The organism is Streptomyces sp. NPDC006487 (genome assembly GCF_042870555.1).
GTDB lineage: Bacteria > Actinomycetota > Actinomycetes > Streptomycetales > Streptomycetaceae > Streptomyces.
Genome location: NZ_JBIAHN010000003.1, coordinates 198,559 through 222,534 on the forward strand (window position 1 = coordinate 198,559; position 23,976 = coordinate 222,534).

A 23,976-nucleotide genomic window follows, 5' to 3' on the forward strand; every position below is an offset into this window, starting at 1 on the left:
GGGCGCGGATAGAATCGGCAGATCATGACTGCAACCCTCGTCGCCAAGAAGCTCACCGCCGCGCACGGTGAGCGCACGCTCTTCGCCGATCTCGACCTCGTCGTCGCCCCGGGCGACGTCATCGGCCTCGTCGGCGTCAACGGCGCCGGGAAGTCGACCCTGCTGCGGATGCTCGCCGGGCTGGACGCCCCCGAGACCGGTGAGCTGCGTCTCTCCCCGCCCACCGCGGCCGTCGGCCACCTGCCGCAGGAGCCCGAGCGGCGCCCCGGCGAGTCGATCCGCGAGTTCCTGGCCCGCCGTACCGGTGTGGCCGCGGCGCAGGCCGAGCTCGACGCGGCGACGCAGGGTCTGGTGGACGGCACCCCGGGCTCGGACGACGCGTACGCGGACGCCCTCGACCGGTGGCTGAACCTCGGCGGGGCCGACCTCGACGAGCGGGCCCTGCAGGTCGCCGGCGAACTCGGGCTGTCCGTCGGCCTGGACCTGCCGATGACCGCGCTGTCCGGCGGCCAGGCCGCCCGCGCGGGCCTGGCCTCGCTGCTGCTGTCCCGCTACGACGTCTTCCTGCTCGACGAGCCCACCAACGACCTCGACCTCGACGGTCTGGAGCGCCTGGAGCAGTTCGTCAAGGGGCTGCGCGCCGGCACGGTCGTGATCAGCCACGACCGCGAGTTCCTCACGCGCACCGTCACCAAGGTCCTCGAACTCGACCTGGCCCAGCAGCAGATCAACCTCTACGGCGGCGGCTACGACGCCTACCTGGAGGAGCGCGAGCGCGCCCGCAACCACGCCCGGGAGGAGTACGACGAGTACTCCGACAAGCGCTCCGCCCTGGAGGACCGGGCGACGATGCAGCGCGGCTGGATGGACAAGGGCGTGAAGAACGCCAAGCGCAAGGCCACCGACAACGACAAGTCCGCCAGGAAGTTCAGCGCCGACGCGAGCGAGAAGCAGGCCTCGAAGGCCCGCCAGACGCAGCGCGCGATCGAGCGCCTCGAGGTGGTCGAAGAACCCCGCAAGGAGTGGGAGCTGCGCATGGAGATCGCGGCGGCCCCGCGCTCCGGCTCGGTGGTCGCCACCCTGCGCGAAGCGGCCGTACGGCGCGGGGACTTCACCTTCGGACCGGCCGGCCTGCAGATCGACTGGGCGGACCGGGTCGCCATCACCGGCGCCAACGGGGCCGGAAAGTCGACCCTGCTGGCCGTGCTCCTGGGCCGCCTCGCCCCGGACTCCGGCTCCGCCACCCTCGGCTCGGGCGTACGGGTCGGCGAAGTCGACCAGGCCCGCGGCCTGTTCCTCGGTGACGAACCCCTCATCGACGCCTTCTGTGCGGCCGTCCCGGACACCGAACCGGCCGAAGTCCGCACCCTGCTGGCCAAGTTCGGCCTGAAGGCCGCGCACGTGACCCGCCCGGCGGCCACCCTCTCCCCCGGCGAGCGCACCCGGGCGGCCCTGGCGCTGCTCCAGGGGCGCGGGGTGAACCTCCTGGTGCTGGACGAGCCGACGAACCACCTCGACCTGCCGGCGATCGAGCAGCTGGAGTCCGCGCTGGACTCCTACGAAGGCACCCTGCTGCTGGTCACCCACGACCGCCGGATGCTCGACGCGGTCCAGGTGACCCGCCGGCTGCACGTCGCGGACGGCAAGGTCACCGAGCTCTGAGGGCCCCCGTCCCTCGTCTGCCTCGCCTCCCCCGTCGATTAGGCTCCCGAACATGGACGAACGGGGGGCCGGGACACCCTGGCACGAGCTCGAAGGGGTGGCGGCGGGGCGGGAGAAGGTTCCCGGGCTGCTGCGCGGACTGCGGATACCGGGGCTGCGGCGCTCCTCCTGGGCCCAGCTGGAGAAGCTGATCGGCTGGCAGAGCGACGAGCCGCTGTTCGTGGAAGTCACCGGGCGGCTCATCGAGCTGCTTCCGCGCCTCGACCAGCGCCGACGGGCCCTGGCCCTCGAGGGGCTGGCCCGGCGCGCCCAGGGCATCGGCAAGCGCCGCGTCGGCGTGCACCGCCCGGCTTTCCTCGCCTTCGCCGCCCGTGCGCACCACCTCGTCCCGCTGCTGTCGGACCGGTCGGCCCGGGTCCGGACCGGCGCGGCCTGGGCGCTGCGCGAGCTCGGGCACGAGGACCCCACGACGCTGGACGCTCTGCGGCGGCAGGCCGCGGTGGAACGCGACCCGACGGCGCTGGTCTCCCACCTGCTCGCGGTGGGGGTGCTGTCGGGAACGGACGACCGGGCGGCCGCCGCGGAGTGGGCCCGGGCCTGGCTGGACCACCGGCACGCGCTCGTACGGCTGGCCGCCGCGCGGGTGGTGCTGCTGACGGCCGCCCCCGGGGGCGCCGAGGGCGCGGGCAGCCGCGTCGCCGGGGTCTTCGCCGAGATCGGTACCGGCCTGCTGCCGGTGGTGCCCTGGTTTCCCGAGGGCTACGCGGCGATGGACCGGTTCGCGGTTCAGGTCGCGGCACATCCGCGCGAGGGGGAAGCGCTGGTCGAGGGCCTGGCCCGGCACCGGGATCCGGCCCTGCGGACCCAGGCCGTCCGGGCGGCCGGCCTCCAGCTCCGCTCCTGGCGCCACCCCGCGGCGCACCTGTGGGAGACGGTGGCCGGCGGACTGGAAGACGAGCCCGAGGTCGCGGGCGAAGCACTGATGGCGCTGGCCGACTGCGGGACGGCGGCGGCCCCGTACGCGGACCGGATCGTGGGCGCGCTCCAGCGGCCCGCCGGTCGCGTCTGGCCCGACTCGCACGCCGCGGTACGGGCCCTGGTCCACATCGGAGACCAGCGGGCGGTGCCCCTGTACCGCGAGCTGTTCGGGGACTCCTTCCTGAAGGTCGGCGCGCTGCCCGTGCAGTGGGCACCGGAGCTGCTGCCCGTCTTCCGGGACCGGCTCGCGGACGGTCCCGGGGCCCCCGGCGCCGACAGCGTCCTGCGGATCCTCGCCCGGTGGGGCCCGGCCGCGGCTCCGGCCGTGCCGGAGCTGTCCGGTCTGCTGGACGGCCGGGCCGCCCGGCCGGCCGCCGAGGCCCTGGGCCGGATCGGACCGGCCGCCTCGGCCGCCGCCGGGGCGCTCGCCGGGCTCGCCCGGGGTGACGCGGTCCCGTGGCGCTTCGGCCCCGGCGGCGAACGCTCGCCGAAGCCGTGGCAGGGTGCGCAGACAGCGGCCTGGGCGTACTGGCGGGTGACGGGCGACCCCGAACCGGCGCTGAGGGCGGGCGGACCGGCCGCCCGGGCGCGATTCGGCCGCCCGGTGCTGCGCTACCTCGCCGACCTCGGACCGCTCGCAGCCCCGTACGCCGACTCCGTGCGGGCCCTGCTCGACAGCCCGGGCGAGTGGACCAGGGTGGGCGCGGCCGAAGCCTGGTGGCGGATCACCGGTGACCCGGCCCCCGCGGTTGCGGCGCTGCTGCCGGAGCTGGCGCCGCTGGCAGGACACCGCGTCACCGAGGTGACGCTGCGGGCCGTACGCGCGCTGGGGGTGATCGGCCCGCCCGCGGCGGCCGCCCTGCCGGCGCTGCGGGCCGTGGTGGCGGGGCCGCCCCGCCGGTACGGCGCGAGCTTCCTCATGGACGAGGAACTGCTCCGGGACGCGCGGGAGGCGCTGGGCCGGATCGGCGGTCCCTGAGGGCCCGGCCCCGGGGAGGCGGACGAGCCGGGCTTATCCCGCGTCCGCCGGAGGGCGGCGCGTGCGGGCCATCTTGCGGGCCACGAAGGCCCGCGGGAGGTGGCGCACCGCCAGGGCGTACGCCCGGTAGTGCCGGCCCGTGATGCTCACCGGCCGGCGCCGGGCCAGGTCCTTCAGGGCCTGGGCCACCACGTCGTGCGGCTCCAGCCACACCGCGTCGCGCAGGGCGGTGACGTCCATCCCGGCGCGCTCCTGGAACTCGGTGCGGGTGAATCCCGGCACCACCGCCAGCACGCGGACCCCGTACGGCTCCATGTCCACGCGCAGCGATTCGCTGAAGGCCGTGATCCAGGCCTTCGCGGCGCCGTAGGTTCCGGTCGGGAGCAGTCCGGCCACCGAGGAGACGTTGAGCACCGCGCCGCGGCGGCGCTCGCGCAGGCCCGGGAGCACCGCGTGGGTGAGCCGGAGCGGTACCTTGACCAGCAGGTCGAGCATCCGCTCCTCGTCCTCGACCGGGCTGTACGGGAAGGGCGCGGGGAGTCCGAAGCCGGCGTTGTTCACCAGGATGTCGACGGGCCGGGCCGGGTCGGCGAGCCGCTCGGCGACGGATCCGAGTCCGCCCGCGTCGAGCAGGTCGGCGGGCAACACCTCGCAGACGGAGCCGAATTCCCGGGCGAGTTCAGCGGCGACGGCTTCGAGGCGGCCCTTGTCCCGGGCGACGAGGACGAGGTCGCAGCCCTTGGCGGCGAACCCGCGGGCGAAGGCCGCGCCGAGTCCGGCGCTGGCCCCTGTGATCAGTACGGTGGTGGTCAAGAGACGTTCGCTTCCTGGCTGTCGGGCACGTTCGGGGTCCTACTGGTTCGGCTCCGTCGGCTTCACGCGGTGAAGCCCGCCGTGGCCGGTGAGGCGTAGGCCTGGGCCACGTCCACCAGGAAGCGGGTCTCGCCTTCCAGGTCTCCTCCCTCGGCCGAGGTCTGGAGGGCCGCGGGCAGCTCCAAAGCGTCCTCGTCGGACCGCTGTTGCGGGATCCCGGCCAGCTTCGCCTGCCGTGCCTCCTTCAGTACGCAGGCCAGCGCGGCCGCACTGGCCCGCCGTTCGGGTACTCCGCTGCCGGCCACGTGGCTGCGCGCGAGCTCCGGCACGCCCGGGGCGACGTACTCCCCCAGGATCAGGATCGCGTCGCGGGTCTCGATGACCTTGCGGTAGACGAGCAGGTTGCGCGGGACCGGCGGCCACAGCAGTTCCAGCACCCGGCCGGCGCGCGGCTTGTTGAGGGCGACGTGCGGGACGGCGTGGACCAGGTCGCGCCAGAGCGGCCACAGCCGCCAGGCGGTGGTGATGTCGGCGGCCGTGCGGCGGAAGGTGAACAGCGTCGGGACGAGGATCGCGGCGGCGCGGAGCAGTCCGTGCACGTTCATCAGCAGGGGGTTCGCGGGCATCGCCCAGGTGAAGCCGAACAGCGCCTTGAGCAGGTACACGAACCAGAACACCCCGGCGAGCGCGGTGCCCAGGCCGAACAGCAGCAGCCCGGCGGCGAGGCCCCGGCTCTCGGCGCGGCGGCTGTAGCGCCAGCAGACCAGTACGCAGACGGTGTTGGCGATCAGGTGGGCGGAGATCAGCACCAGCCAGTACGCGAGGGAGGGCACCGGGTCACCGGCGGGCGGGATGGTGTGCGTGCCGTGGTCGGGCGCGGCCGCGTCCAGGACGACGAGGACGGTCAGCCACAGGACCGTGCCGGCCCCGGAGGCGATCTGGAGCCGGCGGCCCCGGGTGGCGGCGGCCACGAAGTAGAGCACGGCGCCGGCCGAGAGGACGCCGATGAGGTTGCGTGCCAGCCCGATGCCGTGCGCGTAGCCCGGATCGCGGCCCATGGCGTAGGCGACGACGTCGGGGAGGTTCAGGGTCATGGCGGCCGCGGCGGTGGCGACGGCGAGCCACAGGCCGCGCTGGTGCGGGGCGCGCAGGGCGCCGGGCGCGCGGAGCAGGACGGCGATCCAGAGGCAGACGACGCCGGGGACGGCGAGCGCGTCGCCGAAGGCGATCAGGTCAGAGGCCACGGTGAACCGGCCCCCGTCCGCGCCGCTCGTAGCCCATGGCGGACTCCAGCCGTGCGAGGGTGTCCCGGCCCGCGGCCCCGTGGCCGGGGTGCGGGGCGCTGGTCCCCGTGCGGATGCGGATCATGCTGGCGAGCATCTCCGCCTCCCGCTCCTGGCGGGTGGTGTAGTTGGTGCGCCCGAGCACGGTGGGTACGGATCCGTCCACCCCGCCGGCGCCCGGGGCGTCCTCGTCGGGGGCTTCCAGCGAGTGGTGCCCGAAGAGGATGTGGCCGATCTCGTGGAGCACGATGTGCTCCCGGTGCAGCGGGGTGGTCTGGGCCTCGTAGAAGACGTAGTCGACGGCGGCGGTGCCGACCCACAGTCCGCACACTCCGGACTCCGCGGCCTCCTTGGGCAGCGGGTGGAGCCGGATGGGACGGCCCCGCTGCTCGGCTATCCGCTCGCACAGCCCTTCGAGCGAGAAGGGGTGCGTCAGTTCAAGACGGCCGAGAATCGCCTCACACCGTTTGCGCAGACTGGGTTGAGGGTGGCGCATGTGTTCCCTCTTCGGACCCTTTCTCGGGCAACGGTGATAGGTGTGCGTGGGCTGGGGCATGACGTCCTTAGCCTTCAAGGCGACCCCGGGAGTGCGGTCCCGGGGGGAAACAAGGAAGCCCGCTCGCCGAAAGACGAACGGGCGTTCCGTCATCCCTACAGATCATCCGGATGAGTTGGCAAGGTTTGTCCCCATGTCGGGTGCCTATTCAGCCAATCCGGCACGCGCTGCCACGAATGGCTAGCGCTTGCGGCCACCCCGCTCGTCGGGGCCGCTGAGCCCCGCACGGCGCAGGGCGTCCGCCATCGCGCTGTTGGCCGGGGCCGGAGCGCCGCCGCCCTGACCGCCCTGACGCTGGCCGCCACTGCCCTGACCGCCCTGTCGGCGGCCCTTGCCGCCGTCGCGGGAGCCGCCCTGGCCACCCTGGCTGCGCTCGCCGCCGCCCTGGCCTCCCTGGCCTCCCGCCGGGCCGCGCTGCTGCGGGGGCCGGCCGCCGCCCCGCCGCTCGCCCCGATCCTCGCGCTGCCTCGGGGCGCCGCCGTCGGCGCCGCCCCGCTCCGCCTCGTCCTCCAGGCGCAGCGTCAGCGAGATGCGCTTGCGCGGGATGTCCACGTCCATGACCTTGACCCGGACGATGTCGCCCGGCTTCACCACGTCCCGCGGGTCCTTGACGAAGTTCTTCGACAGGGCCGAGACGTGCGCCAGCCCGTCCTGGTGGACGCCGATGTCGATGAAGGCGCCGAAGGCGGCCACGTTGGTGACCACGCCTTCCAGGATCATCCCGGGGGCCAGGTCGCCGATCTTCTCGACGCCCTCCTTGAAGGTCGCCGTCTTGAACGCCGGCCGCGGGTCCCGGCCCGGCTTCTCCAGCTCGCGCAGGATGTCGGTGACCGTCGGCAGGCCGAAGGCCTCCGTGACGAACTGCTCCGGTCGCAGCGAGCGCAGCACACCGGTGTTGCCGATCAGGGCCGCCACCTCGCTGCCCGCCGTCTTGCCCATCGTACGGACCACCGGGTAGGCCTCGGGGTGCACGCTGGAGGAGTCCAGCGGGTCGTCCCCGCCGCGGATCCGCAGGAAGCCCGCGCACTGTTCGTACGCCTTCGGGCCCAGCCGGGCCACGTCCTTGAGCCCCTTGCGGTTGCGGAAGGGGCCGTTGGCGTCGCGGTGCGCCACGATGTTCTCGGCGAGTCCGCCGCTGATCCCCGACACGCGCGAAAGCAGCGGCGCGGAGGCGGTGTTGACGTCGACGCCGACGCCGTTCACACAGTCCTCGACGACGGCGTCGAGCGAACGCGAGAGCTTCACCTCGGACAGGTCGTGCTGGTACTGGCCCACGCCGATCGACTTCGGGTCGATCTTCACCAGTTCGGCGAGCGGATCCTGCAGGCGCCGGGCGATGGAGACCGCGCCGCGCAAGGACACGTCCATGTCCGGGAGTTCCTGCGAGGCGAAGGCGGACGCCGAGTACACGGAGGCGCCGGCCTCCGAGACCATCACCTTGGTGAGCTTCAGCTCGGGGTGGCGGGTGATGAGGTCCGCGGCGAGCTTGTCGGTCTCCCGGGAGGCCGTGCCGTTGCCGATGGCGACGAGCTCGACCGCGTGCTCCTTGGCGAGGCGGGCCAGCTTGGCCAGCGCGTCGTCCCACTTGTTCGCGGGCACGTGCGGATAGATGACCTCGGTGGCGACCACCTTGCCGGTGGCGTCCACCACGGCCACCTTCACGCCGGTGCGGAAGCCCGGGTCCAGCCCGAGCGTCGCACGGGTGCCGGCGGGTGCGGCGAGCAGCAGGTCGCGCAGGTTGGACGCGAAGACCCGTACCGCCTCGTCCTCGGCGGCCGCGCGCAGCCGGGAGCGCAGGTCGATGCCGAGGTGCACCTGGATCTTCGTGCGCCAGGCCCACCGGACGGTGTCGGCGAGCCACTTGTCGCCGGGTCGGCCGCGATCGCCGATCCCGAAGCGGCGGGCGACCATGCCCTCGTACGTGGACGGCCCGGGGGTCTCACTCGGCTCTTCGGGCTCCAGGGTGAGGTCGAGCACGTCCTCCTTCTCCCCGCGCAGCATGGCGAGCACGCGGTGCGAGGGAAGGGCGGTGAACGGCTCGGTGAAGTCGAAGTAATCGGCGAACTTGGCGCCCGCCTCCTCCTTGCCCTCGCGGACCTTCGCGGCGAGCCGCCCGCGGCCCCACATGCGCTCGCGCAGTTCACCGATGAGGTCGGCGTCCTCGCCGAACTTCTCGGTGAGGATGGAGCGGGCGCCCTCCAGGGCGGCGGCCGCGTCGGCCACGCCCTTGTCCGTGTCGACGAACGCGGCGGCCGCCACGGCAGGTTCCTGCGAGGGATCGGCCAGCAGCCCCTCGGCGAGCGGCGCGAGGCCTGCCTCGCGGGCGATCTGCGCCTTGGTGCGGCGCTTGGTCTTGAAGGGGAGGTAGATGTCCTCCAGCCGTGCCTTGGTGTCGGCCGCGTTGATGCGTGCCTCCAGCTCGGCGTCGAGCTTGCCCTGCTCCCGGACGGAGTCGAGGATCGCCGCCCGCCGGTCCTCCAGCTCGCGCAGGTAGCGCAGGCGCTCCTCCAGGGTGCGCAGCTGGGCGTCGTCGAGCATCTCGGTCGCTTCCTTGCGGTAGCGCGCGATGAACGGCACGGTCGAGCCGCCGTCGAGCAGCTCGACGGCGGACTTGACCTGCCGCTCCCGTACGCCGAGCTCCTCGGCGATCCTGCCTTCGATGGACATCGTCACTGTGCGGTCCCGCCTGCCTTCGTACGTGTTCGTGCTGCTGGTCCGAGCTGCGTGGTGCGTGCAGCCTGCAGCGTGCTGCGTCGGAAGGCTGCCAATTGTGGCAGGTGGCGGCGGCGGACGTCGGGAGCCGGGCCCGGTCCGGGTCTCAGGCCTTGCCCATGAGGTCCCGGGGGAAGGCTCCGGCGACGAAGGCCTGGAGGGTGAAACCGCCGCCGATCTCCGCGAGCCGGGCGACCGCGGCCGCGCCGAGGTGCTCGTACGGAGCCGCGTCCAGGCGGTCGGTCTCGGTCTCCAGGGCTTCGCGCAGCTCCGCTCCCTCGGGCGTGAGCTCGCCCCCGGCGTCGAGCAGGCCGCGCTCGCGCAGCCGGCCAGCGGCCGCGTCCAGGTCGGACTGGTCCCACCCGCGGATGTACTTCAGGTACTTCGGCGTCATGCCGTGGCCGCTGGCCGTGTGGCTGACCAGGGCCTCGACCGGGTCCAGACCGAGGGTGAGCAGGGCGACGAGGTGCCCGTCGCCGCGGTGTTCGCGCAGCAGGGTGGTGGCGTGCCACAGCCTGAGGTGGGGCTCCTCGGGTACGGGGAGGTCCGCGTGGGCCGAGTAGAGCGTACGGGCGTGCCGGGTACAGGCCTCGGTCGCGCGCATCGCCAGTTCGGCGGCCTCGGCGATCTCGGGGGAGGCGATGGTCTCCTCGCCGAGGAGACGGCGCAGCGTGCTGTCCGCGGCCCGCAGCCGGGCGGCGAGGACCTGCCCGGGGGTGGCGATGTCCCAGACGGCGGGCAGGTGCCGGGCGATGAGGTCGTGGCGGTAGTTGTAGAAGGTGGCCGTCACCGTGCCAGCGGCGACCGCGCCCATGGCCGCGGAGCGGGAGGCGAGGTTGACGGCGTTGCGGTCGGTGATCCCGAGGGCGGCGAATTCCTTGCCGAGGTCGGGCGAGAAGTAGACGGTGGAGTGCAGCGGGTTGATCGCCCCGTGCCAGCAGCTGCGGGCGGCGTGCTCCGGAAGAGTCATGCGGGCAGGCTAACGACTGCTTGGTATGGAGAGAAGTGCGGGGCGCCGCGCCTCCCGTGGACCGGGGCCCGCGCTGCGGAAACCCCCTCTCCGACCCCGTCCGTCGAAGGGATGGAACGGAGTAGGGGGCCGCTGACTGATGAGCAGAAGGACCGCCATCGCTCCGCGGCTACGGAAACGGGCCTTGCCGACGTATCACCACCGAGACGGTCGGACGGCCGTGGTGGCAACCTCCTCCTTTGGGGAGGGGAGCGGAAGTCACTTCAGTTCGGCTCCGGTGGCGACGACCACTCCGTAGAGCTCGGCGACCGTGGCGAGGGCAGCCTGGTGGATCTGCCGCGCGGTCAGGGCGCCGGCCGGGCTTTCCAGCGCTCGCGTCGCCGAGGCGTCGGCGACGACCGTCGGGGCGTAGCCGTGCAGGAAGGCGCCCTCGGTGGTGAAGAGGGTGCACATGTTGGTCATGAACCCGGCGATGATCAGGTTCTTGCGGCCGGTGGCCTCGATGATCTCGTGGAGATCGGTGCGGTGGAAGCCGTTCGGGACGGACTTGGTGACGACGGCCTCGCCGGCCAGGGGTTCGACCGAGGCGTGAAGGGTGCCCGGCTCGGTGTCGACGCCGTATCCGCCGTCCCGGACGTGGACGACGGGGGTGCCGGCCTCGCGGGCCCGGGCCAGGAGCCGGGAGGCGGAGGCCAGCGCGGGTTCCCAGCCGTCGAGTTCCATGACGCCGCCGGTGTAGGTGTTCTGGTAGTCGACGAGGACCAGGACGGCGTCCTCGAAGGTCGCGGGGGTCTCGTCGAAGCCGTTGAGCTGACGCAGGGTGGTGGTAGCCATGGGGGTGCCGTTCTCGCGAGGGTGGGGTTTGCGGCCGACTCGGGGGCCACGACGACAACGCTAGGACGCCGCGAACGCGCGGGCAATGACGGCTGAACCGCAGATCAGGACATCGATCCACGCAGGCCGGGAGCAGTGCGCGGGGTGTCTCGGCGGCCCGGATCGGGCGCGTTCCGCACGGGCGTCTTTCAGACGCGTGGCGATCGTGTGACAGGAGGCGCCGTAGCCATGACGTGGGGTCCCGGGCGTGAATACGGTCGAACGGAAGCCACTCCCCAACCCCTTTGGAGTCAAAGGTGCACCGCAAAGTCATCGCCCCGAGCGTGCTCGCCGCCTCCCTTCTGCTGGTGATCCCGGCGTCGGCGGCGAGCTCCGTTCCGGGCGCACCGGGTATCGGCGATCCCTACTACCCGGCCAGCGGAAACGGCGGGTACGAGGTGTCCCATTACGACCTGCGCCTCCAGTACCAGCCGAAGACCGACCTGCTGGAGGGCACCGCCACCCTGCTCACCACCGCGAAGCAGGACCTGTCCCGCTTCAACCTGGACTTCGGTCTGGACGTCAGCGAGATCCGGGTGAACGGGGTCAAGGCGAAGTTCGCCAAGTCCGGCACCCAGGAGCTGGAGGTCACCCCGGCCACCCCGCTCCCGCGCGGCAAGCAGTCGAGCGTGGTCGTCAAGTACGCGGGCAAGCCCTCGGAGTTCAAGGTCGACGGCTTCACCGCCTGGCAGCGCACCCCGGACGGCGGCATCGCCGCGCAGGAGCCCGATTCGGCGATCTGGTGGTTCCCGAGCAACGACCACCCGCTCGACAAGGCCACCTTCGACGTGTCGGTGAACGTGCCCGACGGCACCCAGGCCATCAGCAACGGCGTGCTGCAGTCCCAGAGTTCGCGGCTGGGCTGGACCCGGTACAACTGGCGCTCGAACAAGCCGCAGGCCACGTACCTGGCCACCCTCGCCATCGGCAAGTTCGACATCACCACCGACAAGACGGCGAGCGGGCTGCCGATCCTGAACGCCTACAGCCAGGACCTCGGCGACAACGCGGGCGCGGCGCGCGCCAGCGTGGAGCGGACCGGTGAGGTCGCGGAGTGGCTGGAGGGGGTGTTCGGTCCGTACCCCTTCAACGCGCTCGGCGGTTACGTGCCGAACGTGCCCACCGGGTTCGCGCTGGAGACGCAGACCCGGCCGTTCTACAGTCCCCGGCAGTTCGCGAACGGCGCGAACGTGTCCGTGGTCGTGCACGAGCTGGCCCACCAGTGGTACGGGGACAGCGTGTCGGTCGACGGCTGGAAGGACATCTGGGTCAACGAGGGCTTCGCCCGCTACAGCCAGTGGCTCTGGTCGGAGAAGGAGGGCGAGGGCACCGCTCAGGAGCTCGCGGAGTGGGCGTACGGCCTGCGGCCGGCCGAGGACCCGTTCTGGCAGGTCAAGCCGGGTGACCCGGGTCCGGAGAACCAGTTCCACGGCGCCGTCTACGACCGCGGGGCGATCGCCCTCCAGGCCCTGCGCAACCAGATCGGCGACGAGAAGTTCTTCCGGATCCTGAAGGGCTGGCCGACCGAGCGCGCCTACGGCAACGCCAAGGTCGGCGACTTCGTCCGCTACGCGGAGAAGATCTCGAACCAGCCGCTCGCGCAGCTCTTCGAGACCTGGCTCTACACCCCGGGCAAGCCGGACGCCTCCGCGCTGAACACGACGAAGAAGCTGCCTGCCGCGACTCCGGGCACCCGTACCCTGCGCTCCCCGGCCGCCAAGCCGGCTGCCGAGCCGAAGTCCTGGAAGAAGATCTCCGCGACGGACTCCGTGCACGACCACTGACCCGACGCCCCGCGAAGCCGCGCGCCGCCGCCCCTCAGCGGGCGGCGGCGCGTACGCGCGCCCGGGCGGCGCGGGCGATCGGGAGGTAGCGCAGGCGCTCCGGCAGGAGGGGTACGAGGAGGCGTACGGCCGTGCTGAAACGGCGCAGGCGGCGCTCCTGGGCCGGGGTCCATTCCAGGCCGATGGCGGCGCGCGCCTCGGGCGGCATGTAGCCGGCGGTGACGAAGGCCCGGAAGTGCAGGAAGGCGGCCCGCAGGACGGGCCATGTCAGGCGCAGCAGCAGACGGACCGGCAGCGCGCCTCCGGCGGGGCGGGGCAAGGGCGCGTCGGTGGCGAGGAGTTCACGGGCGACCTTGGTGGGCTCGATCTCCTCGGCCAGCATCCGGTGGTAGTACGGCCAGTACTCCTCGATGCTCTGCGGCATGTCCCGGTCGCGCAGGCCGAGGATGCGGCCGACCTGGAGCCACTCCTGGTAGAGCCTGCGCTCCTGGGCGGGGGTGAAGGGCCGCAGCAGGTAACGGCCCGCGTACAGGTAGACCGGGAAGCCGGTGGCGTGCACCCAGGCGTAGCAGGCCGGGTCGAGGGAGTGGTAGCGGCGCCCCCGGGTGTCGGTGCCCTGGATCTCCTTGTGCAGGCGGCGCACCCGGCGTCCCTCGGCCGCGGCGTCCGCCCCGCCGTAGACCCACAGCTGGACGGAGCGCAGGGAGCGCTCGCCGCGGCCCCAGGGGTCGGTGCGGAAGACCGAGTGCTCGTCGACCCCGGCGCCGATGGCGGGGTGGGCGACCTGCATGGTGAAGGCGGCGGGCAGCATGAGCAGCGCGCGGACGTCTCCGGCGATGGTCCAGAGCACTCCCCCGGGCGGCGGGGGTTCGGGGTCGCTCTGCTCCTTCGTGCCCATCCGTGTGCTCCCGAGGTGTCGAAACTGCCGTTCTCCCAGTATGCAGGGGGTCCGGCGGCTTCCGCCGGACCCTGTGGACGGTGCATCCTGCGGCCATGAACCTGTCCCCCGAGGCCGTGCTGAAGTCCCTGGCGCCCTGGATGCTTGCCGGCACCGCCGTGACGCTGGCCCTGGTCTTCGCGGTGCTCTTCGCGCTGTTCGCGGTGCCGTACTTCCTCCTGCGGTTCGGGCGGCACCGGGAGAACGCCTCCGGCGCCTCCGACCCTTCCGGCGGGCCCGGAGCGGGCGGTCTCGGTGGTTTCACCTGGACCTCCGCGCAGGACGACGACCGGCGGGCCGGCTGAGGGCGCGGGCCCGGAACCCCTAAGAAGTACGACTGCGTCCAGAAACCCGTGTCACAGGTGTTACCGCGAAGTAACCCTGGCTGCTTGGATGGCGGAGCCGATCTTCCCCCACAGGAACGAGGGAGACCTCCATGCCCCAGATCCAGCCCCGCAGGGCCCGTACCGCCGCCGCGGCCGTCGCCGCGATCGCCGTCGGATCGCTCGCCCTGACGACGACTCCGGCCGCCACCGCGGCCGAGAGCGCCGCCGCACCGCGGCTCAGCGTCCTGTCGTACAACGCGTTCCTGATGAGCAAGAGCCTGTACCCCAACTGGGGCCAGGACCACCGGGCGGCCGAGATCCCCAAGGCCTCCTGGTACCAGGGCCACGACGTGGTCGTGCTGCAAGAGGCCTTCGACAACGGCGCCTCCGACGCGCTGAAGGCCAACTCGGCCGCGCAGTACCCGTACCAGACCCCCGTCGTGGGCCGCAGCAAGAGCGGCTGGGACGCCACGGGCGGCGCCTACTCCTCCACCGCCCCGGAGGACGGCGGCGTCACGATCGTCAGCAAGTGGCCGATCGTGCGCAAGGAGCAGGTGGTCTACAAGGACGCCTGCGGCGCCGACTGGTGGTCCAACAAGGGCTTCGCCTACGTCGTGCTGAACGTGAACGGCACCAAGGTCCACGTGGTCGGCACCCACGCCCAGTCCACCGACCCGGGCTGTGGCGCGGGCGAGGCGGCGGAGATGCGCGCCCGCCAGTTCCGGAACATCGACGCGTTCCTGGACGGCAAGAACATCCCGGCGAGCGAGCAGGTCATCGTGGCGGGCGACATGAACGTCGACTCGCGCACCCCGGAGCTCGCCACCATGCTGGCCAACGCCGACCTGGCGGCCTCCGACACCCGCACCGGGCACACGTACTCCTTCGACACCGCGCTGAACTCGATAGCGAACTACCGCTACCCGACCGACCCGCGCGAGGACCTGGACTACGTGCTCTACCGCAAGGGCAACGCCCGCCCGGCGAACTGGGAGAACAACGTGGTCCTGGAGCAGTCGGCGCCCTGGACGGTCTCCAGCTGGGGCACCTCGTACACCTACAACAACCTCAGCGACCACTACCCGTTGATCGGCCGCTGATCGGCCGCTGACCCGCCGCCGATCCGCCTCCGGGTCATGGGAAAGGGGGGTGGGGGGCCGGCGCCCGGGGGGCCCCCCCCCCCCCCCGGCCGCGGGGGGGGGGGGGGGGGCCGGCGCCGCCCCTCCGCGTTGGCTTTTTTAGCGTGTCTCGCCCGGCGCGGGCCCCCCCCCCCCGGGGCCGGGGGCCCCCCCCCCCCGCGCCCCGGCGGGGGTTTGGGGGCGGGGGGGGCGCCGCCCCCCCCCCCCCCCCCCACCCCCCTTCCGTCGGGCCTCGGGCTCGGGCCTCGGGCTCGAGCCGCAGCCGTCAGCCGTCAGTCGTTCGCCTTCGCCCGCTCCCACTCGCTCGCGTAGTCGTTGAAGATCGCCCGCAGGTGGTGGCCGATCTTCAGGTAGTCCAGGTCGTCGAGGTTCGCCAGCGAGACGCGCACCGACCACTGGGGGCCGTCGAAGCCGCCGCCGTTGAGGAGGACCACCGAGGTCTGTTCGGCGAGCCGGAACAGCGGGTCGACCGGCTCGTAGTTCTTCTCCAGGAAGTCCGCGAAGTCCTTGCCGTGGACCCGTTCCGCCTCGGCCAGCAGGTCGAGCTCGATGTAGTACCCGGCCCGCTTGTCGTCCTCGGAGATCTTCATCTGGGCGCCCTCCAGCAGCAGGTCAAGCCTGCGGTGGACGATCTGCCGGATGCGCTCCTTGTACGCCTGGCCCTCGTCCAGCATGTCGAAGAGCGAGAAGAGCACCATCATCGTCTGCTGCGGCAGTGAGAGGCCGGCCGTGTGGTTGAGGGCCACCGAACGGGAGTCCGCGACGAGCCGGTCGATGAAACGGATCTTCTCCGGCTCCAGGCTGAGGGTGCCGTACCGCTTGGCCAGGCGGTCCTTCTGCTCCTGGGGGAAGCCCGCGACCATGTCGTCGATGACGTTGCCGTCGTGCAGCCCGATGACGCCGAGCCGCCAGCCGGTGCAGCCGTAGTGCTTGGAGTACGAGTACACGAGCAGGGTGTTGCGGGGCAGGTCGGCGGCGATCGAGCGGAAGCCGGGGACGAAGGTGCCGTACACGTCGTCCGTGACGATCAGCAGGTTCGGGTTGGTGGTGGCGACGATGTCCTTGATCTGGTTCGCCACCCGGTCGCTCAGCGCGAGCGAGGGCGGGTTGGACGGGTTGACCAGGCAGACGAGCTTCACGGAGGGGTCGGCCAGCTTGGCCACCTCCTCCTCCGGGTAGCGCCACTGGCGCACGCCGGTCTCGGCGAACAGGCTCGCGGAGACGTTGACCACCTCGAACTCGAAGGTGTCGAGCTCGGGGATCTCGATGTACGGGGTGAACACCGGGGTCATCAGGGCGATCTTGTCGCCCTTCTTCAGGATCCCGTTCTTCATCAGGGAGTCGAAGATGTAGCACATGGCGGCGGTGCCGCCCTCGGTCGCGAACAGCGACAGGTTGTTGCCCTCCGGCGGCTTCTTGCCGAACATCTCGTCGGCGACGTAGCCCCGCACGATGTGCTCCGCGTGGGTCAGCATCCGGTCCGGGACCGGGTAGTTGTCGCCCGTGATGGAGTCGGTCAGCTCGTGCACGAAGGCGTCCTTGTCGAACGGCCAGCGCTTCAGGGCGTACTGGACGCAGGCGGACAGCATCTCCACGCCCGGCAGGTCGGGGTGGCGCCGGGCCCAGGACTCGAAGCGCTCCCCGATGCCCTTCTTCTCCGGCATCCCGCCGAGGTTGTCGGCGGTCCACACCCGCCGGGACTCCTCCAGCGCGAAGTAGCCGAGCGCGTAGAAGGCCTCGCGCGGCCCGGTGGCGATCCAGTTCGGGTTGCCGCGGCCCGCGTTGAGCATGGCGCGGGCGGTGGTGTCCTTCTGCCCCGGCTTGTCGGCCTGGGCGGCCGTGGCGAGCTGGATGAACTTGTCCTTCAGCTCGAAGGGGCTGAGCTGCGCGAAGGACTGGATCTCCTCGCGGCTGAAGGTGGTCTTCGGCACGGTGGCTTCCTTTGGTTCGAGGGGGCTTTGGTTCGAGGGGCTTTGCGTCGAGGGGTCGTTCAGAGCGCGCGCAGCGGTCGGTCAGTGATTGAGGATGACGATGACGGCGCCCCAGATGGTCAGCAGCACGTTGCTGATCGCGTAGGGGATCGTGTAACCGAGCGTCGGCACCTGCGATTTGGACTGTTCGTTGACCGCGCCGATCGCCGCCGTGGTGGTCTGGCCGCCCGCGAGGACGCCCATCAGGATCGGGAAGCGGATCTTCTGGACGTGGTGGCCGACGAGGAAGCCGACGAGGAGCGGGATCAGCGTGGCGATGGCTCCGAAGAGCAGCAGCCCCCAGCCGGCGGTGGCCAGCCCGCTGGTGAAGCTGGGCCCGGCGTTGATGCCGACGACCGCGACGAACAGGCAGAGCCCGAGGGTGTCCATGAACCACTGGGCGCCGGGCGGGACGTTGCCGTACGTCGGGTACTTGCCGCGGATCCAGCCGAAGACCAGGCCCATGATGAGCGCGCCGCCCGAGGTGGACAGCGAGATCGGGACCCCGCCCGCGGTGAGCGCCGGGATGCCCAGGCAGCCACCGAGGAAGATGCCGAGGCCCACCCAGATCATGTCGGTGGCGAAGCTGGTGGGCACCGGCTTGCCGATGGCCTTGCCGGCCGGGTCGACGAGCCGCTTGGGGCCGCTGAGGATCACGGTGTCACCGCGCTCCAGCGGGGTGGAGAGCCGGTAGGGGAACTCCGCGCCGGAGCGGTAGAGCTTGTCGATGAAGACCCCGACCATGAAGGGCTCGGCCCGCAGCTCGGCGATGGTCTTGCCCATCTGCGCCTTCTCCGAGGCGACCACGTGCAGCGTCTCGGTCTGGTAGCCGAGCAGTTCGACGTCGTCGGTCTCGGGGCCGATGTGGGTGCGGGCGTCGAAGTCGACCAGGGATCCGCGCAGGGCACTGACGGCGACGACATCGCCCTCGAGCAGCGTGGTCTGCTGGGTGTGGTCGAGGATCCGCCCGTCCCGGCGGACCCGGGTGAGGTAGATGCGGTGGCCCAGTGCCTTCTGCTGGTTCTCGAAGTCGTCGATGGTCCGGCCGACGAGATCGGGCCGCTGGATGGTGTAGGCCCGCAGGACGATCTCGTAGTAGCCCTCGTGCAGATCGGGGTTGTCGCTGGGAGCGTCCATCTCCTTGGCGATCCGGGCGCTCTCGGCCGCGAGGTTGCGCCGGTAGAGCCGGGGCAGCACGTTGGCCAGGAGCATCGCGCAGAGGATGGTGCCGAGCGGGTAGGTGACCGCGTAGCCGACGGCGACGAAGTCCTGCTGTTCCTTGATCTGGTCGGCCGAGAGGCCCGGCAGGTTCCCGATCGCGTCCTGGGCCACGCCGATGACGGCGGACTGGGTGAGCGCGCCGCCCAGCAGACCGGCGCTGAGCCCCGGACCGTAGCCGAGCATGACGGCGAACCCCCAGGACACCAGCAGGCCCGTGACGCAGACGATGACCGCGTTGAGGACCTGCGGGAGGCCGTCCTTCTTCAGGCCGCGGAAGAACTGCGGCCCGACCTTGTAGCCGAGGGCGAAGAGGAACATCGTGAAGAAGAGGTTCTTCACGGTCCCGTCGATGGTGATCTTGAACTGGGCTCCGAAGACGAGTCCGACGATGAGGCAGCCGGTGACGGCGCCCAGCCCGATGGCCTTCCAGCGCAGCTTCCCGACGAGGAACCCGATCGCGACGGTGATGAAGACCAGGAGTTCGGGGTGTGGCTGGAAGATGTTCCTGTTCAGGAAGTCGATCATGTGGACGCCGTCCGGGTGGGGTTGGGGGCGTGGGCGGGCGCCGTCAGGCGCCTAGGATCCCGACGAGGATCGGTCCGGTCAGTGGGAGCAGGAAGTTGGAGAGCGCGTAGGTGATCGTGTAGCCGAGCATCGGCACCGAGCTCTGGGCCACTTGCGTGACCGAGGTGATGGCCGGTGTGGAGCACTGCTGGCCGGCGATGGCGCCGATCAGCAACGGCTTCTCGATCTTCAGGAGCTTGCGCCCGACGACCAGCGAGATCGTGGCCGGTACGAGGACCATGGCGATCCCGGCGAACGGCAGCAGGGCTCCGTACTCCTTGAGCAGCGGCCAGGCCTGCGGACCCGAGGTCAGCCCGGTGCAGGCGATGAACACCGCGAGCCCCATGTCCTTGATGGTGGTGGCGGCTTGCGGCGGGAAGGCGCCGAAGGTCTGCCTGCGGGAGCGGAACCAGCCGAAGAGCAGACCCGAGATCAGGCAGCCGCCGCCGGTGCCGAGCGAGAGCGGGACCCCGCCGAGGCGGACCACGAGCTGGCCGATGAGCGAGCCGAGCGCAATGCCGAAACCGAGGTAGATGAAGTCGGTGGAGTCGTTCTTGGCCACCGTGCCGATCTTCGCCACGATCCGGTTCAGGCCCGAGCGGGCGCCCACGAGGGTGACGACGTCACCGCGCTCGACGACGGTGTCCGGGTTGGCGGGCAGGTGCTGCTCGCCCCGGAGCACGTCGGTCACGTACACGCCGCTGCGCCCGAACTCCGCGTGGGTGGAGCGGATCTCGTCCAGCGACTTGCCGGCGACCGACTTGTCGGTCATGGCGACCTGCCGGGTGGCCAGCGGGGTGTCCACCCCCGGGATGCCGGGGGTCTCCGGGCCGATGGCCCGGCCCGCCGCGATGGCCTCGGAGCGCCGGCCGACCACGAGGACGAGGTCGGAGAGGACGAGTTCGAGATCCGGGGCGGGCGTGAGGTCCTTGGAGCCGCGCCGGACGGCCTCCACGGTGACCCCGCCGCCGAAGGCCGCCTCCAGGTTCCCGACGGTGCGGCCGTCGGCGAGGGTGACCAGGTGGGTACGCCCGACCAGGCCGGGCATGGACTCGCGCTCGTCGCTCTCGAGGCCGCCGGAGCCGCCGCCGCGCATCTTCTCCCACAGCTCTCGCGAGGCGTCCGCCAGGTTGACCCGGAGGAGCATCGGCATGATCTGGCTGGTGTAGATGACGATGGTGACCAGCCCGAAGAGGTAGCAGACCGTGTACGCGGTGGCCACGTGGCCCTGGTACGTGGAGATCTGCTCCGCGGTCAGGTCGGGCAGTTTGCCGATCGCCTCGGTGGCGGTGCCGACCACAGCCGATTCGGTGGCGGCTCCGGCGAGGATGCCGGAGGCGGTGCCGACGTCGAGGTCGAAGGCCTTGGCCAGCAGGTAGGCCAGGCCGAGCACGCTGACCAGCTCGATGAAGCAGAGCGCGAAGAAGCGCAGGCTCTTGCGGTTGAGGTTGGCGAAGAACTGCGGTCCGGCCATGTAGCCGAGTGCGAAGATGAAGAGCGCGAAGAATATCGTCTTCACATCTGCGTCGATCTCGATCTTGGCCCAGGCGCCGAGCAGCAGCGACACGATCAGCGTGCCGCAGATGCCGCCGAGGGTGATCGGGCCGACGCGCACCTTGCCGAGGAGGTAGCCGGCCGCGAGGCAGAGGAACAGGGCGAGTTCGGGATGGTCTTGCAGCACACCCATGGGCGATCAGCCGCCCTTGCCGGGCGGCGTGGCGAATTCAGGGCATATACACATTCCCTCACCCTTGCCCGGTGGGCGATCATCCGCCCACCGGGCAGGGCCGTTCGTGTGACGGACCTTCCTACGAAGCTTCGTGCTCCTGCCCGGATGGCGGCACGGATGGCAGCTCGGAATGCGGCGCGGAATGCGGCTCCGCGTACAGCCCGTCGATCAGCTCCGCGTACTTCTCCCGGATCACCCGGCGGCGCAGTTTCAGGGAGGGGGTCAGCTCCCCCGACTCCGGACCCCACTCCTCGGTCAGCAGCCGGTAGCGCTTGATCTGCTCGGTGCGGTTGAGCCGGGCGTTGGCGGCTTCGACGGCCCGGGCGATCTCCTCCCGTACGGCCGGGTGCGCGGCGAGCTCCGCGGGCGTGGCGGCCTCGATGCCGCGGGCCTGCGCCCAGGCCGGGGCGAGTTCGGGGTCCAGGACGAGGAGGGCGACGAGGTAGGAGTGGCCGTCTCCGTGCACCAGCGCCTGCCCGATCAGCGGGTGTTCCTTGACGGTGTTCTCCACCAGGGCGGGCGAGACGTTCTTCCCGTTCGAGGTGATGATCAGTTCCTTCTTGCGGTCGGTCAGCCAGAGGAACCCGTCCTCGTCGAGCCGCCCGACGTCCCCCGTCGGGAACCAGCCCGCCTCGTCGGAGGCGCTCTCCACCGAGCCGTCCGGGCGGAGGTACCCGCCGAAGACGGTCTCTCCGCGCGTGAAGATCTCCCCGTCCTCGGCGATCCGCAGCTCCAGCCCGGCGATCGGGCGGCCCACCGAGCCCAGCCGGAAGGCATCGGGGCTGTTGACCGTGCACACGCCGGAGGTCTCGGTCAGCCCCCACGCGTCCATGATGGTGATCCCCCAGCCCGCCCAGAAGCGGACCACGTCGATCGGCATCGGCGCCGTGGCGCTGGCCGTCCAGACGAGGCGGTCCAGCCCGGCCAGCGTCAGCAGCGGGTCCAGCACGCGCTCCTTGGCCCCGGCGTACGAGGCTTCGAGCCCGGCCGGGACCTCCTCGCCGCGCTCCCGGTGCCCCGCCCGCTCCCGCGCCAGGTCGTTGGCGGCTTCGATGGCCCGGCGCTGCTCTTCGGGCAGCCGCCCCAGCACCGCCCGTACGGAGGCGGCCAGCTTCTCCCACACCCGGGGCACCCCGAAGAACTGCACCGGGTGCAGCTCGCGCACCGCGACCGACACGGCCGCCGGGTCGGCGCACAGCCGGACGTGGGCGGCCCGCAGGAGCGGGAGGTAGATGCCGAGGATCCGCTCGGCGATGTGCGCGAAGGGCAGGTAGCAGAGGTGCTCGGCGTGCTCGGGCAGCTCGACGTGCAGGTCGAGGCGGACGGACTGGAGCACGATGTTGCGGTGGGTCAGGCGCACCCCCTTGGGGTCGCCGGTGGTGCCCGAGGTGTAGACGACGGTCAGCGGGTCCTCGGAGCGAGACTCCCGCCAGGCCTTCTCGAAGGCCTCGGAGCGGTGCAGGTGGACTCCGCCGGCGTACACCGACGCGTACGTCGGGTGCGGGCCCGCTTCGGAGGCCTCGGCCACGACGAGTCGTTCCAGCGGGGTCGCGGGGTCGGCCAGCAGCGGCTCCCACCGGGCCAGCTCCCGGGCCCCCTCGACCACGGCGAGCCTGGCGCGGCTGTGGCGGGCTATGTGGGCGATCTGCTCGGGCGCGGAGGTTCCGTACACGGTGACGGGGACGGCTCCCAGGTGGACCAGGGCGAGGTCGCTGAGCCAGTGCTCGGGGCGGTTGCCCATCATCAGCAGGACGTGCTCGCCGCGTTCGACGCCCAGGGAGGCGTAACCGGCGGCGAGGACGGCCACCTTGCGGCGGACGTCCGACCAGCTGAGGGTGGTCCAGGCCGTGCCGTCGGGGCCTTCGCGCCACGAGAGGGCGGGCAGTGCGCCGTACTCGGCGGCGTTGCGCGCCAGCAGGGCGGGCAGGGTGAGCTCGTCGGGGGGTGCGGGCAGTCGCAGTTCCGTGGGCATGGGCAGCTCCTCGCCGTTTCACATCGTTGGTGCGACAGCAATACTGTTGAACACGAACCGTGTCGACGCGCTGATCAGAGAGCAAGGCGGAGAGCCCATGACCACCCAGGCACCGGAGCCGGCGTCGCTGACCGTCGACGAGCTGGCGGCCAGGGCGGGTGTGACCGTCCGCACCGTACGGTTCTACAGCACCCGCGGGCTTTTGCCCCCTCCCGTGATCGGACCCCGTCGGGTGGGCCGCTACGGCCCGGAGCACCTGTCCCGCCTCGCGCTCATCGAGGAGTTGCAGCACCAGGGCATGACCCTCTCCGCCATCGAGCGCTACCTCGACGCCCTGCCCGACGATCTGAGCGCGCACGATCTGGCCATCCACCGCGCACTGGTGGCGACCTGGGCCCCGGACGCCGCGCTGGACTCCTCGCGCGCGGAGCTGGAGAAGCGGGCCGGGCGGTCCCTGACGGAGACCGACATCCGGCGCCTGACGGCCATGAACGTGCTGTCGCCGACCCCGGAGGGCTTCCGGGTGGACATGGGGCTGCTGCGGCTCGGGGTCGCGCTGCTCGACGTACCGATCGCCCACGAGACGATCCTGGTCGCGCGCGAGGTGCTGCTCGGGCACGCACGGACGGCGGCGCACCAGCTGACCGCGCTGTTCCGCGACGAGGTGTGGGGGCCGTTCACGGAGGGCGAGAGCGACCCGGAGCGGGTGGAGTCGATGAAGGCGCTGTCCGCGCACATGCAGCCGATGGTGGTGCAGGCCCTGGTGACCGCTTTCCAGCGCTCGCTGAAGGAGGAATTGCGGGCCGCCTTCGTCTCGGAGCCGGTAGATTCCGGCCATGGCGATGATCTACAAGACCACCATGAAGCCCGGTAAGACGGAGCTTCTGACTGCCTGGCTCCCGACGCGGCCGTGGTACGCGTCCACCGGACACACCCCCGAGCTCGACCGCTCGGGCGGGTTCCGGCTCGACGACCCCGAGGGTGAGGTCGGCATCGAGTTCATGGTGCTCACCGACCACTCGGGCGGCCGGGAAACCTCCTACCTCGTGCCGCTGACCTACCGCGGAGCCCCGCTCGACGGGGCCGGAGCCGCTCTGGTGGGCACCTCCGAGCACGGGGTGCTCGGCACCCGCTGGATCTACGACGGCGCCCACGACCCGGTGCTCGTGGGCCAGTTGGTCGCCCTGCTCCAGGGCCGCGCCGTGGCGCAGGACCAGAGCGACAGCGGAGTGAGCGACCCCTCGGTCACCGCGTGGTACGAGGGCCCCGAGCTTCCGGCCGCCCCCCAGGCGTGGCCGGAAGTCACCGACACCGCACGGGGCACGGACGTGCGGCTGCCGGGCGGCCTCGTGCTCGGCCTGACCCGCGTCCTGCGGCCCGGGGACGCCGGTCCGCAGGACGCTTCGGAGATCGTGGGCCGGCTCACCGCCGGCTGGACCACGCTGGACGGCGCGTCCTACCGGGGCCCGTTCGCGGAGCTGCGTACCGCCGGGCACTCCACCAACTGA

The 23,976-nt window shown here is 71.8% G+C and carries 18 protein-coding genes; 7 read left to right on the forward strand and 11 right to left on the reverse strand.

What is annotated here, in order from left to right:
- The first annotated feature begins 24 nt into the window (after nt 1-24).
- Both ACFYM0_RS06100 and ACFYM0_RS06105 read left to right on the forward strand, forming a co-directional pair.
- Nucleotides 25-1,662 (forward strand): ABC-F family ATP-binding cassette domain-containing protein, encoded by a 1,638-nt coding sequence (locus ACFYM0_RS06100; RefSeq protein WP_388497080.1) that lies wholly within the window; start codon nt 25-27, stop codon nt 1,660-1,662.
- Nucleotides 1,663-1,714: 52 nt separating this feature from the next.
- Nucleotides 1,715-3,619 carry a hypothetical protein gene (locus ACFYM0_RS06105; RefSeq protein ID WP_388497083.1) on the forward strand — a complete coding sequence of 635 codons (1,905 nt, stop codon included), beginning with the start codon at nt 1,715-1,717 and terminating at the stop codon, nt 3,617-3,619.
- A 33-nt stretch (nt 3,620-3,652) separates the two neighbouring features.
- On the opposite strand, the gene ACFYM0_RS06110 is transcribed toward ACFYM0_RS06105, so the two are convergent.
- From ACFYM0_RS06110 to ACFYM0_RS06135, 6 genes are all read right to left on the reverse strand, one after another.
- Nucleotides 3,653-4,432, reverse strand: a complete 780-nt coding sequence (locus ACFYM0_RS06110) for an SDR family NAD(P)-dependent oxidoreductase (protein WP_388497086.1) — start codon at nt 4,430-4,432, stop codon at nt 3,653-3,655.
- Nucleotides 4,433-4,494: 62 nt separating this feature from the next.
- Nucleotides 4,495-5,676 carry an MAB_1171c family putative transporter gene (locus tag ACFYM0_RS06115; RefSeq protein ID WP_388497088.1) on the reverse strand — a complete coding sequence of 394 codons (1,182 nt, stop codon included), beginning with the start codon at nt 5,674-5,676 and terminating at the stop codon, nt 4,495-4,497.
- Nucleotides 5,666-6,211, reverse strand: a complete 546-nt coding sequence (locus tag ACFYM0_RS06120) for a hypothetical protein (RefSeq protein ID WP_388497091.1) — start codon at nt 6,209-6,211, stop codon at nt 5,666-5,668. Before ACFYM0_RS06120 ends, ACFYM0_RS06115 begins: the two co-directional genes overlap by 11 nt.
- 240 nt (nt 6,212-6,451) lie before the next feature.
- A complete protein-coding gene (locus ACFYM0_RS06125) occupies nt 6,452-8,944 on the reverse strand; it encodes a Tex family protein (RefSeq protein ID WP_388497093.1) in 2,493 nt (830 codons plus the stop codon).
- A gap of 145 nt (nt 8,945-9,089) precedes the next feature.
- On the reverse strand, nt 9,090-9,953 hold the full coding sequence (locus ACFYM0_RS06130) for a hypothetical protein (RefSeq protein WP_388497096.1): 864 nt from the start codon (nt 9,951-9,953) through the stop codon (nt 9,090-9,092).
- A gap of 258 nt (nt 9,954-10,211) precedes the next feature.
- The gene (locus ACFYM0_RS06135) at nt 10,212-10,787 is read right to left on the reverse strand and encodes a cysteine hydrolase family protein (RefSeq protein WP_388497099.1); all 576 of its coding nucleotides are present in this window, start codon (nt 10,785-10,787) and stop codon (nt 10,212-10,214) included.
- A 296-nt stretch (nt 10,788-11,083) separates the two neighbouring features.
- Here ACFYM0_RS06135 and ACFYM0_RS06140 point away from each other — a divergent pair, with 296 nt between their 5' ends.
- Nucleotides 11,084-12,610, forward strand: coding sequence for a M1 family metallopeptidase (locus ACFYM0_RS06140; RefSeq protein WP_388497102.1), 1,527 nt, complete (start codon nt 11,084-11,086; stop codon nt 12,608-12,610).
- A gap of 34 nt (nt 12,611-12,644) precedes the next feature.
- Here the strand turns inward: ACFYM0_RS06140 and ACFYM0_RS06145 are convergent, their stop codons facing one another.
- Nucleotides 12,645-13,508 (reverse strand): oxygenase MpaB family protein, encoded by an 864-nt coding sequence (locus ACFYM0_RS06145; RefSeq protein ID WP_388497105.1) that lies wholly within the window; start codon nt 13,506-13,508, stop codon nt 12,645-12,647.
- A 95-nt stretch (nt 13,509-13,603) separates the two neighbouring features.
- On the opposite strand from ACFYM0_RS06145, the gene ACFYM0_RS06150 reads away from it, so the two are divergent.
- Nucleotides 13,604-13,852, forward strand: a complete 249-nt coding sequence (locus ACFYM0_RS06150) for a hypothetical protein (RefSeq protein WP_388497107.1) — start codon at nt 13,604-13,606, stop codon at nt 13,850-13,852.
- A gap of 131 nt (nt 13,853-13,983) precedes the next feature.
- The gene (sph, locus tag ACFYM0_RS06155) at nt 13,984-14,973 is read left to right on the forward strand and encodes a sphingomyelin phosphodiesterase (protein WP_388497110.1); all 990 of its coding nucleotides are present in this window, start codon (nt 13,984-13,986) and stop codon (nt 14,971-14,973) included.
- 311 nt (nt 14,974-15,284) lie between these two features.
- Here the strand turns inward: sph and ACFYM0_RS06160 are convergent, their stop codons facing one another.
- The 4 genes from ACFYM0_RS06160 to ACFYM0_RS06175 all read right to left on the reverse strand — a co-directional run bounded on the left by ACFYM0_RS06160 (nt 15,285) and on the right by ACFYM0_RS06175 (nt 22,468).
- Entirely contained in the window at nt 15,285-16,943 is a 1,659-nt protein-coding gene (locus tag ACFYM0_RS06160; protein ID WP_388497112.1) for a bifunctional aspartate transaminase/aspartate 4-decarboxylase, read from the reverse strand.
- A gap of 81 nt (nt 16,944-17,024) precedes the next feature.
- A complete protein-coding gene (aspT, locus tag ACFYM0_RS06165) occupies nt 17,025-18,728 on the reverse strand; it encodes an aspartate-alanine antiporter (protein ID WP_388497115.1) in 1,704 nt (567 codons plus the stop codon).
- 43 nt (nt 18,729-18,771) lie between these two features.
- Nucleotides 18,772-20,454, reverse strand: coding sequence for an aspartate-alanine antiporter (gene aspT, locus ACFYM0_RS06170; RefSeq protein ID WP_388497117.1), 1,683 nt, complete (start codon nt 20,452-20,454; stop codon nt 18,772-18,774).
- Nucleotides 20,455-20,575: 121 nt separating this feature from the next.
- Entirely contained in the window at nt 20,576-22,468 is a 1,893-nt protein-coding gene (locus ACFYM0_RS06175) for an AMP-dependent synthetase/ligase (RefSeq protein ID WP_388497120.1), read from the reverse strand.
- Between the two features lie 97 nt (nt 22,469-22,565).
- On the opposite strand from ACFYM0_RS06175, the gene ACFYM0_RS06180 reads away from it, so the two are divergent.
- Together ACFYM0_RS06180 and ACFYM0_RS06185 are read left to right on the forward strand one after the other, a co-directional pair.
- Nucleotides 22,566-23,342, forward strand: coding sequence for a MerR family transcriptional regulator (locus tag ACFYM0_RS06180; RefSeq protein ID WP_388497123.1), 777 nt, complete (start codon nt 22,566-22,568; stop codon nt 23,340-23,342).
- A complete protein-coding gene (locus ACFYM0_RS06185; protein ID WP_388497126.1) occupies nt 23,305-23,976 on the forward strand; it encodes a 1,4-alpha-glucan branching protein in 672 nt (223 codons plus the stop codon). The genes ACFYM0_RS06180 and ACFYM0_RS06185 overlap by 38 nt, the downstream gene beginning before the upstream one ends.

Excerpts from the sequence above, each read along its gene's own strand:
- aspT (WP_388497117.1), bottom strand. The coding sequence starts at position 20,454 with ATGGGTGTGCTGCAAGACCATCCCGAACTCGCCCTGTTCCTCTGCCTC.
- ACFYM0_RS06185 (WP_388497126.1), top strand. The coding sequence starts at position 23,305 with ATGGCGATGATCTACAAGACCACCATGAAGCCCGGTAAGACGGAGCTT.
- ACFYM0_RS06150 (WP_388497107.1), top strand. The coding sequence starts at position 13,604 with ATGAACCTGTCCCCCGAGGCCGTGCTGAAGTCCCTGGCGCCCTGGATG.
- ACFYM0_RS06180 (WP_388497123.1), top strand. The coding sequence starts at position 22,566 with ATGACCACCCAGGCACCGGAGCCGGCGTCGCTGACCGTCGACGAGCTG.
- ACFYM0_RS06100 (WP_388497080.1), top strand. The coding sequence starts at position 25 with ATGACTGCAACCCTCGTCGCCAAGAAGCTCACCGCCGCGCACGGTGAG.
- ACFYM0_RS06130 (WP_388497096.1), bottom strand. The coding sequence starts at position 9,953 with ATGACTCTTCCGGAGCACGCCGCCCGCAGCTGCTGGCACGGGGCGATC.
- ACFYM0_RS06175 (WP_388497120.1), bottom strand. The coding sequence starts at position 22,468 with ATGCCCACGGAACTGCGACTGCCCGCACCCCCCGACGAGCTCACCCTG.
- ACFYM0_RS06135 (WP_388497099.1), bottom strand. The coding sequence starts at position 10,787 with ATGGCTACCACCACCCTGCGTCAGCTCAACGGCTTCGACGAGACCCCC.
- aspT (WP_388497115.1), bottom strand. The coding sequence starts at position 18,728 with ATGATCGACTTCCTGAACAGGAACATCTTCCAGCCACACCCCGAACTC.
- ACFYM0_RS06145 (WP_388497105.1), bottom strand. The coding sequence starts at position 13,508 with ATGGGCACGAAGGAGCAGAGCGACCCCGAACCCCCGCCGCCCGGGGGA.
- sph (WP_388497110.1), top strand. The coding sequence starts at position 13,984 with ATGCCCCAGATCCAGCCCCGCAGGGCCCGTACCGCCGCCGCGGCCGTC.
- ACFYM0_RS06105 (WP_388497083.1), top strand. The coding sequence starts at position 1,715 with ATGGACGAACGGGGGGCCGGGACACCCTGGCACGAGCTCGAAGGGGTG.
- ACFYM0_RS06120 (WP_388497091.1), bottom strand. The coding sequence starts at position 6,211 with ATGCGCCACCCTCAACCCAGTCTGCGCAAACGGTGTGAGGCGATTCTC.